The organism is Agaribacillus sp. DX54 (assembly GCF_056858335.1).
Genome location: NZ_JBXEQE010000031.1, coordinates 1 through 14798, shown reverse-complemented (window position 1 = coordinate 14798; position 14798 = coordinate 1). Strand labels below are relative to the sequence as shown.

Here is a 14798-nt window from a genome sequence, read left to right as displayed (position 1 = left end):
CGGTTGGCTGTCATAAAAAAATTCACCTTTCAGCCTTCAGTTTCATCCTTTCAATAATTCCTTAAAAGAAATCGAAAATTCAACCTCCATTAAATTCTTATATTCGCGGCAAAATGCATCATAGGCCTGTTTGGCAAACCCCTTTTTTCCCGAATTGTAAAGGGCTGAGCATTTAATAGCAATAGCCTCTTCATTCACTATATCATATTTAAGCATGCATTCGGCAATCTTACACGATAGATTAGGATCAAATTCACGTGCGTTTATTTGTTCTGCCAACAAGGTTAAAGTATCAATCAGTAAATTTGAAAAGTCACTTTTATAGGAATCCAGCCATGTATTTTCAATATCGGGAAGCAACTTGCCGGAAGAGGCAACAGCCAGAAGTCTGTGGATTTCATTTTCATGCAATATGCCTTGCGACTGAGATCTTTCCAGGAGGTGTAACATTTCAATATAGTCACAATACACTTTTTCGCTCAGTGTAATTTTCCAAAAGATGCTTTCTTTAAATAATTCGATATGCCCTACTTCATCAAGCAAGGAGCGTAATTTACTAAGGTTGACATTTCGATTATTTCTGGCGCTGTCTTCCGGCTTATCGAACCACAGTGTTTCATTGAGCGTTTGCAAAGACACACCTTTTCCATTTTTCAAAGAATACAAGAGTATAAGCATAAACAATTCTTTCAAAGTAGGCGTAAAATGGGCGGTGATATCTTTGCCTGTTTTATCAAAAGCCTGAAAACCACCGAATAAATAAATGGATGAAATTTTTTGCTTAGGTACCGGTTGCCCAAAAGACACAGGGGTATAAGAAACAGGATGGGCCTGCTCGGCAGGCAGCGCATTATTTACTTTATTTTTTCTAACCCTGAAAACAACAAATACTATGGCCATAAAGAGTAAGAAATAAGAAAGATAAATCCAAAGCTTTGACAGCCCATGGAAGCGGGCCTCTTTCTGATAAATCTGTTCAGGCAATAAAGGCGGGTAGGCCATCGCATAAATGTTCATTTCTGAGTCATGGACAGTAATCGTCAATAACTCGGAATCCTTTTTGTTCAAAAACAAATTACACCAGGATTTTGTGTCGAGAAATCGATAGGGTATAGCACCCGCTAAAATTTGTTTTTCAGGGGAATCGAGCGTGAAAACCGCAAGCTTTAAAGAGGTTTCAAAATGGGCGCTGTTATACAGTAAAGTGAGAAAACTACTGGACGCCTGATCGAATAGCAGATTACAACAAGGAACAAAGCCTGAGTTATTCTCTGCAGACCAGAGGCTGTCGACAGACAGGTCTTCAAGATCAACCGCGTACAGATCATAGTAATATTCCGGTGAGAGTTCTTGTCTACCCGATTTACTTCCGTATCCACTGAAAATCAAAATTTCGTTGCTGTTAAGAAAGCCAGAACTACTGAGATATCTGGGGGGAATTTTTTTGCTTAGATCAAGCTTATTCCACGCTCCTGTTTGCGGATCAAAACGATTTAATATGCTTTTGTATTTGTAATGGCCATATCCACCAAAAGTGATCAGGGAAGAATCCAGTGGTGAAAAAAATCTGATATGGTGCCAAAAATCTGGCTCGAAGCAATCATCATCAGGTTGGGACCACTTCCGGGTTACAAAATCAAATTTGTTTATATAATCTTTATTAAAATCATAAGACCACAGTTCATTTGTATAGTGGTTATAAAAAACCTGGTTGTTTTTACAATAAAGGGGTGCCCCATCTAAATACTTAATGGTATCAAACTTACCGGAACCGGATGAATAGATGTACGCAGCCTGATCCCCGACAAAGAAAACCTGGCCTGTAGCCTTATTTTGAGTTACGCCTGCCAGGTTCTTAAATTGAATTTTTTGCCGGTGACTCCACTGAATGTGCCTGTCAATCAGCCAGGATGGATTCAATACTGCTGCGGGAGCATTAACAACCTCGTCATATACATTTTTCCGACCATGTTTGGATAATTTCCAATGCCGGTACAGCTTTTTTTTACTGTTATACAGCCGGATGTTTTTTAAGGTCATCGGTGAAACATCCGAATTTAAGAACGGGGCATCGTTGCAAGCCCCAAAAACGATGTTGAGATCGGATAGATCCGGCGGACTATCGAATGATACCACTTTTTTATTATTGTTTAAAGACAGGGAGATCCTTGAATCGTGCGGGTCAATGTGGAACTTAATCTTCATCCATTTATCAAATCCTCCGTCCGGAATGTCTTCCCACCGGTACGAAATAAGCGTACGGTCTTTCAGTATCAACCAGAAGTTAATGGATTCGGAAGCAAGATTGGAAACGAGGTCTATATGGTTTTTTTGGTCACCGTACATGCGGAATACATACCCATAGTGACCGTCGCCTTTTCTAAAGTTGGCCTCAAATTCTAATGTAAAGCCCTCCCGGAAGTCGAAAGCTTTGTTTGCAGTCAGATTCAGCGAGGTTCGTTTGTCTTTCACCACCTCGTGGGAATAAAAGTAAAGCCCTGAAAGAGATGTCTCCTGAGCTATGAGAGCGTGACATGTTGCGCATATGATAAGCAGTGGAAGTACTTTCATTTTCACATCGGATAGAAACTTGTTCCTTACAGTATTTATGGCCTCTGCCAGCAATTTATTTTTGTAAAAACCTTTGTTTTCAAGTCATAACGGAAAGCAACCAACATAAAATTTATATAAATGACAGGATCGGGAATAAAGTATTTTTTCAAGCCATTTTTTAAAACTTATTTGAAAAAATGGCAGTTAATTGCAAATTAAATAAAATCTCAAACCCATATTAATCAAAAATTAACTTTTTTTTAATAGCCGCCTTTTAAGTTTGGTTTGATGTCTAATTTCATATCCCTTTCGGTAAGGATCGGGTATACCATGATCCACCTAAAATTAATCACATATGGAACATCATTTTAACAAAGGAGCAACCGGTTTTCGCTCCTTTTTTCTGGTTCAATTCTAACCTTTTAACATACAAAACTATGAGAAAAAATTACAGGTTTAACAAGGAAAAACTACTCATCCTGAGGGGGTACTTTTTGATAGGCTTAGTAGTTTTAATGACTTTCTTTTCCCTGAAGGGTCAGGGTCAGGATATTCAACCCCCACAAAGTGATGAAAATTCGATACGTATAACAGGTGTTGTAAAAGATGAACTCGGTGAGGGACTTCCCGGAGTGGCTGTAATGATCAAGGAAACAACTATTGGAACCATTACTGATTCAAACGGACGATTTGTTATAGAAGTGCCCGGTTCGGAATCGATTTTAGTATTTAGTTTCCTGGGTTACCTGACAGAAGAACTTGTGGTAGGAAATAAGTCCGTAATCGATGTGGTAATGATGCCTGACGTTACCTCCCTGGAAGAGGTAGTAGTCATTGGGTATGGTACTGCGAAAAAATCGGATTTAACCGGTGCTGTTCAGTCCATGGATGCTGAAATGATTGCAGAGACACCCAATTATGCTGCAATGGCAGTGATGCAGGGCAAGATGGCAGGAGTCGATATCATACGCTCAAACAATAAGCCGGGCGGAGGGGTTGATATTCAAATCCGCGGGGTGAATACTGTGTATAACTTTGACGACGAAAATCAGGCGGCACCTCAGCCCTTGTTTGTGGTCGATGGAATTTTTGTTGATAACATAGATGATTTGAACCCGGCCGATATTGAAAAGATCGATGTATTGAAAGACGCATCGGCCACTGCCATTTATGGCTCGAGGGGTGCCAATGGCGTAGTGATTGTTTCCACCAAAAGTGGGATGCCAGGGAGGGCAAAAATTGAATACAAAGGGTTTGCGAGTTTAAGTGAGGCCACCAATCTACCTGACATGATGAACGGTGAGGAATTTATACAATTTGCCTTTGATGCCGCCAGGGGATCGAGCCGTGAAGATTGGACCATGGATATGATTTTCGGGCCCGATGAAATGGAAAACATCCGCGCCAGGAATTTTACTGACTGGGTGGATTTACTGGTGGACGATTATGGTTTTCAGACCAACCACTCCTTATCTTTTTCAGGAGGTGATAACGGCATGAATTATAGTTTTGGCGGGGCTTACACATCGGATGAAGGGATTGTCGGAGATGAAAAATACGAAAGATACAACCTGAGAGCTAGTGTAGATAAAAGACTCAATGACCTTTTTAAAATAGGCTTTAAAATCTATTCATCCTATACAATAAGAGATGAGGATAGCTATGAAGCGATGAGAAGTGCCTACCGTCTCAGGCCAACTGCCAATCCCTATGATGAAAATGGTGAATTAAAATTTTGGCCCATGGAAAGAGAGCAGCAAATCTCTAATCCGCTTTTCGAAGCTGACAATATAACCCGGGAAAAACGGGCGACCAGGGCTTTTGGCAATCTTTATTTACAAATAACACCGCTCAAAGGCTTAAGTTATAAGGTAAGTTTTGCTCCTGAAACAGAGTTCAGCAGATACGGAGAGTACAGAGGACGCGATACAAAAAGTTCAAGAGGGCAGGCAGACAGGACAAGAGGTTACTATAATTCTTTTAACCGTTTACAATATTCCTTTGATAATGTGATTGATTATCATACGCAAATTGCTGAACATCACAATTTATCTGCCACCCTGATTGCTTCACTATGGTACAGAAGGCAAGATGAAGGGAAAACCCAGGTCAGGAATTTTGAAGATGACCGGTCTTTATTTTATAACTTAGGAACCGGGCTGGAATACCGGGAAATCAGATCTGTATTCAGACAGGAGTCTTTGGCATCATATGCAACCAGAATTCAATACAACTATAAAGGGAGATATTTACTGACTGCCTCCGGACGTTATGATGGTTCATCAAAATTGGCAAAAGACAATAAATGGTACTTTTTTCCCTCCGCGGCTTTTGCCTGGAGAGCCAGTGAAGAACAGGTGGTAAAAGAAAACCTTCCTTTCCTGTCTGACTTTAAGCTAAGAATTAGTTATGGTGAAACCGGCAATGACAATGTTTCTCCCTACAGTTCAGGGGCGAGGATCGATAACAATGTTTTTGCCTTTGGTGACGAGATAGTTGCCACGTCACAAATAGCTTCTATCAGTAACAGTGAATTGACCTGGGAGGTTGGAAGGGAAGTGAACTTTGGGGTCGACTTCGGTATTTTCAATAACCGGATCTCCGGTAGCTTTGAAATGTATAACAAAAAAGTGGAAGGAGTCATTTTAAATCGGCAAATACCGAGAGTCTCTGGTTTTCAGTACGCCCGGTCGAACATAGGGAAAGTGGAAAACAAAGGAGTAGAACTAAGCTTGAATGTGTATCCGGTGCAAACCCAGAATTTTACCTGGTCTGCGACAGTTACCTATTCGCGAAACCGCAACAAACTGCTCGAATTGTTTGGTGACGGAGAAGATGACATCGGTAACAGATGGTTTATCGGGCAACCGGTATCCGTTTACTATGATTACGAAATGGCTGGAATATGGCAGGAATCGGAAGCAGCAGAAGCCAAAGAGTATAATCAGAATCCGGGACAGGTAAAAGTGGTAGATCAGAATATGGACGGACAAATTGATGTGGACAATGACCGCGTGGTTTTAGGATCTCCTGACCCTGCGTGGCATGGTGGCATTACAAACAGGTTCAAATACAAGAATTTCGATTTGTCGGTTTTTGCCTATACCAGAAAAACAGAAATGCTCCGTAGCGAATTTCATAATAAGTTTGTATTCGACGCTGCGATTCACGGACCTTATCCGGCGCGCTTTAACGGGTTAAATGCCGATTACTGGACACCGGAAAACCCTGATGCCGAATATGCTTTACCAGGCTGGGGTGATTTTAACAACCTAACCAATTACAGAACCGACATTGACTTTATAAAAATCGGGTACATTACATTGGGTTACAATTTACATAAATCATTGCTGGAAAAGCTGGGCATGAGCAAATTCAGGGTATATGCCACCGCAGATAATCCTTTTGTGATTACCGAATATGAAGGCTGGGATCCCGAAAATGCACACAGGAATACCTGGGGCTATGGTTTTATGAGAAGATCTTATCAGTTAGGGGTTGATGTAACATTTTGATTCTTAAAAGCTTTGATGATGAAAACAAAAAAAAATTTTAAAATATTCATGGGATTATGCTTGCTTTGTGCGGCTTTCTCATGCGAAAGCTTCCTGGAGGAAGAAAACTTATCCGGTACCGACAGTAATAATTACTTTCTTGACGAAGATAGCTTTGAACGGGTCATTGCTTCCATTTATATGGACCTAAGAGATGCCTACAAAACATACCCTACCGATTTTCTTGGAACAGATATCTTTATTGCCTCATTTTTTCCCCTGAACATGTACAAAAATCTCTCCGTACGGGAAAATCAGGTTAAAATAGCCTGGGAGGCGTATTATAAAGTGATTCAAAACTGTAATACGGTGATTTCCAGATCTTCCGATATTGACCTTTCGGAGGAGGTAAGAAGTGGTAGTGTGGCGGAGGCAAAAACCATTCGTGCACTCATGTATTTTAAATTGATCCAGCAGTTCGGGGATGTGCCGCTGGTGCTGGAAGAAGTAAGGACCGATAAGGTTGATTATGTGCGTGAAAGTGACCAGGTCATTTATCAACAAATCATTGACGACCTCGAGGAATCCATTGAGATTTTACCGGTGAGCAGAAATCAGTTCGGAAGGGCAACCAAAGGCATGGCCCAACACTTGTTGTGCAAGGTGTATCTTACCAGAGGGTATCTTTCTTATGGAAGCCCATCAGATTTTATTAGGGCTGCAGAACTCGCCGATTTTGTCATTCAATCCAATCAATACCGGCTCCTCGATACCTATGAAGAAGTATTTAACAGCGACAATCAAATGAATGATGAAATAATTTTCTCCATTCAATATACAGATCAGGTGGCAGCCAATGGAAAAGGAAATAACAAACACCAGATTGCCAAATACTCGCTGGATGGCATGGATGGGTATGCCAGGGTGGCTTCTGTTTACTCCAGGCCGGCCGGATTTACCAACCCGACACCTTATTTTTTTTCACTGTTTGATGAGTTCGATGCGGAAGACTCCCGTAATGAGGTGTCATTTCACTATACCCTTTTTGCTATTGTTGACGGGACAAAAGTCTCTACGGGCGATACCATCACCCATTATCCGAGAGTGCCATGGACCGATGATCAGAAAGCTGCCGTTTCTTATCTTGTGGTAAACCCGGACGAATACAATGACAATGCCTATCCCTTTTTCAAGAAATTTGACGATTTTACGCCCTATGGCGACAATGACGGCACCCGTGACACTTACGTATTCCGGCTGGCCGGAACTTATCTGCTTGGCGCCGAAGCCCATTTTAAGGCAAATAATACAGCCAAAGCATTGGAATATATCAATACCGTGCGTCGCCGGGCTGCCATTTCCGAAACCCATAAATCAGCCATGGAGATCAATGTCAATCAATTATCTATCGATTTTATTTTAGAAGAAAGTGCCCGGGAATTGGCCGGGGAAACAGAAAGATGGAATGATTTAAAAAGAACCGGAAAGTTAATCGAAAGGGCGATGGCCTATAATAAAGATGTCAAATTCCACAATACCCTCAGGGAATTTCACCTGGTGCGTCCTATTCCACAGGCAGAAATCGATTTATCCGGTGGTAGCCTGATCCAGAATGAGGGGTATGGATTCTAAACATTAATGAACGCTTAACATTAGAAAAATGAAAAATAGAGTATTTAAATATAGCTTAATTTTGTGGTTGGGTTTAGTGGTTTGCACGCATCAGGCTTGTGATGATGATCTTGAAAAAGAACTGGCCATGCGAAGCTTCTTTAAGGTGCATCAGGGTAATGAAGACGACATTTACTTCTTGGATGAACCCATACAGTTTTACAACTACTCTCTTCATAGCACCAGCTACTTATGGGATTTTGGTGATGGTTCAATGCCCTCTACTGAAAAAGAACCGGTTCATACCTTTACTAATGAAGGTAAATTCGCGGTTTCATTAATAGTCTCCAATGGCGTGAAAGAAGTGGGGTATACTGATTCGCTCACCATTGTGGTCAATCCGGATTGAATCACAAGCCAAGTGGTTAAAACATGCTAACAGTATTTTTTAGAACCGTAAAAGTTTGATACAAAATTTGCAAATGGGTTAACGTAATCGTTTATTGTTAACGCACTAAAATCTGAACAGCTTATCTAACACTATTCTCAGGTTTTTAAATTTAGTTCACTTTTACTGGTTCAGAAGGGTTGCCGATTGGGCAACCCTTCTTGATTTAATCAGATAAATAGCTTATAATCCGGCTGAAATAATTAGTGGTCTCAAAATATTCATTTTCAAGGCACACCTGTCTGTCTTTCTAATAGGTAATAATTATACTTGGCATAGTCCCTTCGAAGACCTATCTAATGTTATTAAAGTTCCTTAAAAATTTATAACCCCTTAAATTTCATCAAAAACAATTAACGTGTCCTTATCGATCTTTACCCCTGTTTCGAGCTGTAATGCGGTGAGAATTCTCGGAATACTAACGTCGTCAACAAACATGTTTTGAAGTCGTTTTGAGCTTTCAAAATTGATATAAGCCAGCTTATCAAAGGCTGTTTTACCAAATTCCTGCATAATCCGGGTTTTTCCCACCTGGCGGGCACCGCTAATAATAAGTGGTTTCCTGTATGATTTATTTTTCCAGGAATACAACTTTTGTAATCTGCTTCTTTTCATCAACATTCATTATACATTCCAAATATACATTTTTACAAATGACTTTTAGTAGTATTTAACATTTTTACAAATGACTTTATGATTAAATATTCCCTTGAATAAATGAGTGTAGTAGCTAAAATTATGTCAAGTCCATAATAAACCAGTATTTCCTTATCCTTATGAAGTCTGCGTCATTCTTGCAATTAATGCTTGGGAATTAGTCTATCCTATGGTTGGCGAATAAACTCGTAGTAGTAAAGAGACCTCTGTAATGGAGGTGGAGCACCTTATATTAAAGGGTGGGCTGAACCATTTACCTATGGACAAATCAGACACAACGAGATTCCCATTTTATTTAGAAATAGAGAGAAGAGAATTCATTACGATCTGCAAAATCCAATAAGTTCAGAAGTATTGGTGGATTTATGGTTTCAGATATTGTTAAAGCATGCGTCTGCCAAGATTGAAAAGTATTTATAAATTATTGTGAAAAGGCAAAAGACCCTCATCCCCTGGCCTGTCCCCCGACAGGCCAGCTATCAACAACCTGTGGTTCTTTCTATCGTTCTGAGCCTACCTTCTGTCTGTTTTTTCTGTCCATCTGACGAACAAAACCTGGATAAGCTTTTCTATTTACTAAATTTATTAGTAGAAAAATAATTTGCTTAGCAATCGCAGATGCTCAAAAAAATCGACAACCCTGATTTTTTTATCATCAAGCGTATGTCCAGAGTTTTGCGGTGTGATCTCTTTCTCCGCAAAATCGATCTCCTAAACGAAAATGACTTTACCCATACCAGGGCATTAGATGCCTTCAAATATGAGGAAATCCCGGCATACGATAAGGAGCATTTATTCAAGGAAATGCTAGCCTTGATGCAATACTTCACGGTTGAACCGAGTGAGATAGAAAAGGTCTACCCGCACGACAAAAATTCCCGATTTGCCATGATAGCCTCCAGGGATGGCAAGCGCATTGAAATTGACAAAGAGCTAAATGGCCTCAAAGACCAAAATGCCAGCTCCTTCAAAGCCGGCTACCGCCGCAAACCCGACGCATTTTTTAAGCAACATATTGTGGGGGATTATCTGCGTATTTTTAAGGGTTTGCAAAGGATGGTAGAATTGATCAGCCAGGTGATCAGGTATTCGCGGTGAGGGATAAGCAACTAATTTGTAAAATTTTTAGGGATCTGCTCATACCTTAACTATGAATAATTTCAATGTATTTTGAAAATTTACTATTTTGAGATAAAAATTAAACGTTATAAAGAATATATGATGCACTTCATGCATCATATTCTGGTGTTACCAGCAATAACCTGATGGAGAGACAAGTAGAATTTGATATAGCACTATCCTTTGCTGGCGAAGACCGACAGTATGTTGATGACGTTGCTAATATCTTAAAATCTAAAGGAGTTAGTGTTTTCTATGACAAGTTTGAAGAAGCTAACCTTTGGGGCAAAAACTTGTATGATTATCTGAGCGATATCTATCAAAACAAAGCTAGATATACCATAATGTTTGTTTCGGAACACTACAACAAGAAACTTTGGACTAATCATGAACGGCAGGCAATGCAGAACCGAGCGTTCCAAGAATATCAGGAATTTATTTTGCCAGCTCGTTTTGATGAAACTGAGATACCAGGATTACTTCCAACAATTGGATATATCTCCTTGACAGATAAAGAACCTAATGATTTTACTGAAATAATATTTAAAAAACTTGTTGCAAGTGGACGGACAATACCCAGCGAAAATGTTAGAAAAAGCCTATCAACCCTAGTCAAGGTACCTAAAGTTGAGCCTTCAACATTTCAAGTGAGATTATCAGATGAAAATGATGAGAATATTGCTGGCTCTTCTCTTCTCCTAATCTCAGATAATAACACTTATCTCAGACCAGTTTCTACAAATGAAGGCGTATTTAAATTCACTATAAATGTTAGGCGGAACTACAAGTTATATTTTGCACATTCGAACTTTCCCGCATTTGTTGTAGAGAAGATTGATCCTAGTGAAGACGTAGAACTTAAGGTTCATTCTTCAGAAAATATTGGCTCTATAATTTGTGAAAGCACTTGTCACATACCAGATCTAACAGGTCGATTAAACCCAATTCTCGATACATCCTTTAGAACATACCTCTATGCAGATAACATTGCTATTAATGGAGGTCAACAACAGCCAACAACTTTCAAGATAAATGAACCCATTGACTTAGAAGATGCGCATGGAACGATAATACAACTCACAGTCAGAGATATGCAAGGAAGATCATCACTTCTTGAATATGTAAAACCTATAACGGAATAAAGCTGGTAACATATGCTATGAATGAATGGGGTTTTATTGGTCGGGATATTTTCGTGGGGATTGGAAAGTCCGCCATAAGTAATAAATTTGAAAAAAGGCATGGCTATGTGCGAGACGCGATTTTAGTGCATTTTAATCCCAACTCATCATAGCTAGTCGTTAGCGAGCATTGATGGAGCATTTAGCAGAAAACGAAGGTTTAAAAAAAGAAGGAGACCCTAAAAGGGTAATGTCATTCTCATGAAGAAACAAGAACCCGGATGAGTAGGCAAATGCAGAAATTGATAATCGTTGATGGGAATAGTTCCCAAACCTTAGTGCTTTTTAACTAAGGATAATTTTAAAAGAAAAAAAGAATGAAAAAGAATCTAATGATCTTGGCTCTCAGCCTAACATTTAATTTACATTTGGGGTTGTTACAACAGCCGATGCACGACCATTTTGGGGCTGGGAGACTATAAGTGATGGGTATTCATATGTAGATTCTGATGGTTGTATTCATCAAGTAATCACTGAGAGAAAAACTATTTTTTGGATTGGCGTAAGTGAAAGACAGAGAGATATAACTGTAGCATGTTAATAAAGTTTCCATGGATGACCATTATTAGAATGGTCATCCTAATTTTTCCAAGAGTGGTTATTGGTCAGCAGGTTTCTGATTTGAAAGGGTATGTGTTAAATTCTCAAGACAACTCACCAGTTCCATATGCTCATGTTGCAGTTGCAGGAACACCTCGTGGTACTTTCACCAACAATTCAGGTTTTTTTGTTCTAAATCAAAAATATGATACAGTTAAGATAAGTATTTCTGCTATTGGATTTAAAACCAAAGAAATAATCTTATTTAAATCTCAAAACATCTTTCTTGAGCCAGAGATAACCATGTTGAACGAAGTTATAGTTTCTTCAAAAAAAACAAGACGAAGTAAGGAAGTAATGGGAATAAGAAATGGTTCAATCTGTTGTTATTACAGTGGACTTAAGCCTTTCTATGCACTTAAGATAAATAATCCACATAATGTTGTTGGCACCATTACTGAAATCACCTACATACTTGGGCAGCCACGTATTAAATCTAATCGTCAGAAATCTTTAATTAGAGTTAGAATTTACGAGTGTAATAATGAGGGTTTACCAGGTACTGACATATTGAAGCAGAACCTGATAGTTGAAGTTAATGAAAACCAGAAAACACTGAATGTTGATTTAAAAGAATATAAAATTCCATTTCTTTCAAATGGTGTTTTTATCGGTATTGATTTCTTGGGGTCAAAATCAGACGAAGGCATTATGTTAAAGGACTTTTCAAACTTCGATTCCCACTTGTCCATTGCGTTAACTCCGGCTGTCAAGGATCAACCTGCTATTACCTATAGACGTAACTTTGATGGGAAATGGGAAAATGTGAGTCTTAAGAACGAATTTCAACCGTCTAGCTGGCCGAATAAGGTAAATGCCCTAATTAGTGCCAAAATTGAATACTAAAGCTCGCTAATCGAGTAGATGGCTCCGCCAGCGGTAACTGACGGAGTGCACCTCTCACACCACCAAGCGTACTCGCGACATGAAGTCGCCTATATATATGTTTCACAGGTTATATACCTGTAAGAAACCAGATGTTCCACCATCTGACCCTACCCAGGCACTTTAATAGGGTGAAGCCCTGGGGAAACAGGAACGAAGTTCTGGCTCGTGTAGCCTTTAGAACGGCTATTGTAACGTGAGAAGCAGTAGCATTCGGTAAGCTAAGCTGACAGGCCAGCTATCAACTGTCCCCCGGCCTATGGTTCTTCCTATTATTTCGAGCTTACATTTTTAGTCATTTTATATTCCACTCCTAAACGCCATCGTCTGGCATTCTCCGGCAGTTTGCGGATGATCAGAACACGGGCGCAGCGTCTATTGCTATTATCCACTCAAAGCGTTGCGATCATTTGTGGTGTAACGCAGGACATGCGCTTTAGAGTTGCTTTGTATCTGTTATGATTTTGCGGTGGTATTTTTTTTAACGCTTAAAGACTTACAGTCGATCCCCTGGATCAAAAGGCAGGGGAGCTAGATATACGCTTACATATGAATTGCTCGCTGATTGTGTTCTTTTAGTCAAGCACAAAGTTATGCATGAATGGAGGGAGAAAAGAAAATTACCATTTCCCGGATTAACAGTTTTTTCCAGTATCATTGAGTATTGTATTCTTCGGAAATTTTTTTGACATATAATTATTTTAGGAAAAAATTTATCTATTGATTATTATTGGCCTGGATTTTTTAGCTGTTGCTTAGTAGGGCTGACAACACGTTAGGCTGAAAAATTTGACTATGGAACAATAATAATAACCATAATTTGAGGTCTGTTTTTTTACGGAAAATTTTAACAAGCTACCGGATGCCTGAATTTCATAAAAGACTACAAAAAAAGATCAAAGACTTTGAGGTAACCGTATATGAAGTAGATAGTGAGGAAACAGATGATCGGAACAATTTTGAGGAATACCTGGTATCCAAAATCAAGAAAATTAAAAGTTTTTAACGATTTGGACAAATATGCCGAAATGCTCAAAGTTCCAAATGTTGATGCGGAATTTTTTGAAAAATTAAAGGCAAGCATCATAGAAACTTGCGATCCCAAAAAAAATCCTATCAAGGCATTATCCGCAGGTCATTTGTTACCGAATTTCTTTCTCAGCTTTTACTTGAGGATAATTATAGTTGTGTTTTTTACGAGGAAGCGGATAAAAAAATACTTGTAGATCCTGTGCAAATAGAAAAACACACACCAGGTATAGATGTAACCGGTATTCAATTTAATGGGGATGCCATGAAATTTGTTGTATGTGAGGTGAAAGCTTCAAAGAGCGAAATCCCTTGTACGGAGTCACCGCGATTGTTGGGCGACATTAAAAAAGCATACGATCTTGAAAATAGGCGGCTGACCAAGGAGGTTCTAAGGTATTGTGATAAGTTGAAAGACAAAGACGATAAAGTATTCTCAAAGGTAGTCGAGTTTTTGTTGAATATTTTGATAAGCGAAGATGACCGGGAGTTTGTTCTTAGTAACATTATCTTTTTCCCATTTTTAATTCGTAATAACAATGATATAATCGCTAATGGTGACATTAACGATTATGAACTGTTTGGGAAGGAGAATTTCGAGGGTTCGACCATTAAGGGAATTATCTGGTCATTTAACAATGATATTGATACGTTTTGTGAAAACATCTGGAACAAAGCATTGATTGATGTCTAAAGGTACGTTCGACATATTGGTTGAGAAAATATCCTCTTTGTTTAGAAGAGATATTCCAAATATTGCCCAGGTGCTCAACCTGCTGAATGAACATGAACGGCTGGAATTGTTTCGAAAATTTGATATCAAAGAGCCTGACCAGGCATGGAACACCCTTAAGCATGAGACAGAGATCAAGGTCGATGTTATTAACTCGCTATTATTGGTATTGAACGACAAGCCAATTTTTCAAAAAAGTAAGCCACAAGACAAACGAGATTTATTAAAAGAACTTTACCATTTAGCCTTTGAGTTGAATTGTACCTATTTTGACAGCATTATTGACACTAATATAGATAAAGCAGAGTCATTGGTGCTGTTGGCCCTGAATGGAGTAAGTGTAGACAGAGTGACCGAAGGGAAGTGTAAAGTAAACTCTGTCTACTTCCTGTAGAATCCCTTTCTGTGCCTCAAAATTTGTTAAACAAGTAATTAAGGTAAAAAGACTCCCTTCAAATTATCTCAAAAGAGAGCTTTAGCCCTCCGGT

At 39.2% G+C, this 14798-nt stretch carries 11 protein-coding genes; 9 read left to right on the top strand and 2 right to left on the bottom strand.

All coding sequences use genetic code 11. The annotated features are described in order from the left end of the window. Window positions 1-42 precede the first annotated feature (42 nt). Window positions 43-2571 (bottom strand): AfsR/SARP family transcriptional regulator, encoded by a 2529-nt coding sequence (locus AC04NP_RS24245; protein WP_482862596.1) that lies wholly within the window; start codon window positions 2569-2571, stop codon window positions 43-45. A 419-nt stretch (window positions 2572-2990) separates the two neighbouring features. On the opposite strand from AC04NP_RS24245, the gene AC04NP_RS24240 reads away from it, so the two are divergent. Genes AC04NP_RS24240 through AC04NP_RS24230 form a run of 3 tightly spaced genes read left to right on the top strand, consistent with a single transcriptional unit; the run spans window position 2991 to window position 8067 of the window. Next, window positions 2991-6068 (top strand): SusC/RagA family TonB-linked outer membrane protein, encoded by a 3078-nt coding sequence (locus tag AC04NP_RS24240; protein ID WP_482862595.1) that lies wholly within the window; start codon window positions 2991-2993, stop codon window positions 6066-6068. 15 nt (window positions 6069-6083) lie between these two features. Then, window positions 6084-7679: a RagB/SusD family nutrient uptake outer membrane protein gene (locus AC04NP_RS24235; RefSeq protein ID WP_482862594.1), complete on the top strand. Its 1596-nt coding sequence runs from the start codon at window positions 6084-6086 to the stop codon at window positions 7677-7679. 28 nt (window positions 7680-7707) lie between these two features. Beyond that, on the top strand, window positions 7708-8067 hold the full coding sequence (locus AC04NP_RS24230) for a PKD domain-containing protein (protein ID WP_482862593.1): 360 nt from the start codon (window positions 7708-7710) through the stop codon (window positions 8065-8067). Between the two features lie 372 nt (window positions 8068-8439). Here the strand turns inward: AC04NP_RS24230 and AC04NP_RS24225 are convergent, their stop codons facing one another. Next, window positions 8440-8721 (bottom strand): AAA family ATPase, encoded by a 282-nt coding sequence (locus AC04NP_RS24225; RefSeq protein WP_482862591.1) that lies wholly within the window; start codon window positions 8719-8721, stop codon window positions 8440-8442. Between the two features lie 660 nt (window positions 8722-9381). Between AC04NP_RS24225 and AC04NP_RS24220 the strand changes: the two genes are divergently transcribed. The 6 genes from AC04NP_RS24220 to AC04NP_RS24195 all read left to right on the top strand — a co-directional run bounded on the left by AC04NP_RS24220 (window position 9382) and on the right by AC04NP_RS24195 (window position 14704). Continuing rightward, window positions 9382-9861, top strand: coding sequence for a hypothetical protein (locus AC04NP_RS24220; protein ID WP_482862590.1), 480 nt, complete (start codon window positions 9382-9384; stop codon window positions 9859-9861). A 167-nt stretch (window positions 9862-10028) separates the two neighbouring features. Next, window positions 10029-11024 (top strand): toll/interleukin-1 receptor domain-containing protein, encoded by a 996-nt coding sequence (locus tag AC04NP_RS24215; RefSeq protein ID WP_482862589.1) that lies wholly within the window; start codon window positions 10029-10031, stop codon window positions 11022-11024. A gap of 594 nt (window positions 11025-11618) precedes the next feature. Next, a complete protein-coding gene (locus tag AC04NP_RS24210) occupies window positions 11619-12509 on the top strand; it encodes a carboxypeptidase-like regulatory domain-containing protein (RefSeq protein WP_482862588.1) in 891 nt (296 codons plus the stop codon). A 901-nt stretch (window positions 12510-13410) separates the two neighbouring features. Further along, complete coding sequence (locus AC04NP_RS24205) at window positions 13411-13554, top strand: hypothetical protein (RefSeq protein WP_482862587.1); 144 nt, start codon at window positions 13411-13413, stop codon at window positions 13552-13554. A gap of 87 nt (window positions 13555-13641) precedes the next feature. Continuing rightward, window positions 13642-14271 carry a hypothetical protein gene (locus AC04NP_RS24200; RefSeq protein WP_482862586.1) on the top strand — a complete coding sequence of 210 codons (630 nt, stop codon included), beginning with the start codon at window positions 13642-13644 and terminating at the stop codon, window positions 14269-14271. Then, on the top strand, window positions 14264-14704 hold the full coding sequence (locus tag AC04NP_RS24195) for a hypothetical protein (RefSeq protein WP_482862584.1): 441 nt from the start codon (window positions 14264-14266) through the stop codon (window positions 14702-14704). Before AC04NP_RS24200 ends, AC04NP_RS24195 begins: the two co-directional genes overlap by 8 nt. The last annotated feature ends 94 nt before the right edge of the window (window positions 14705-14798 follow it).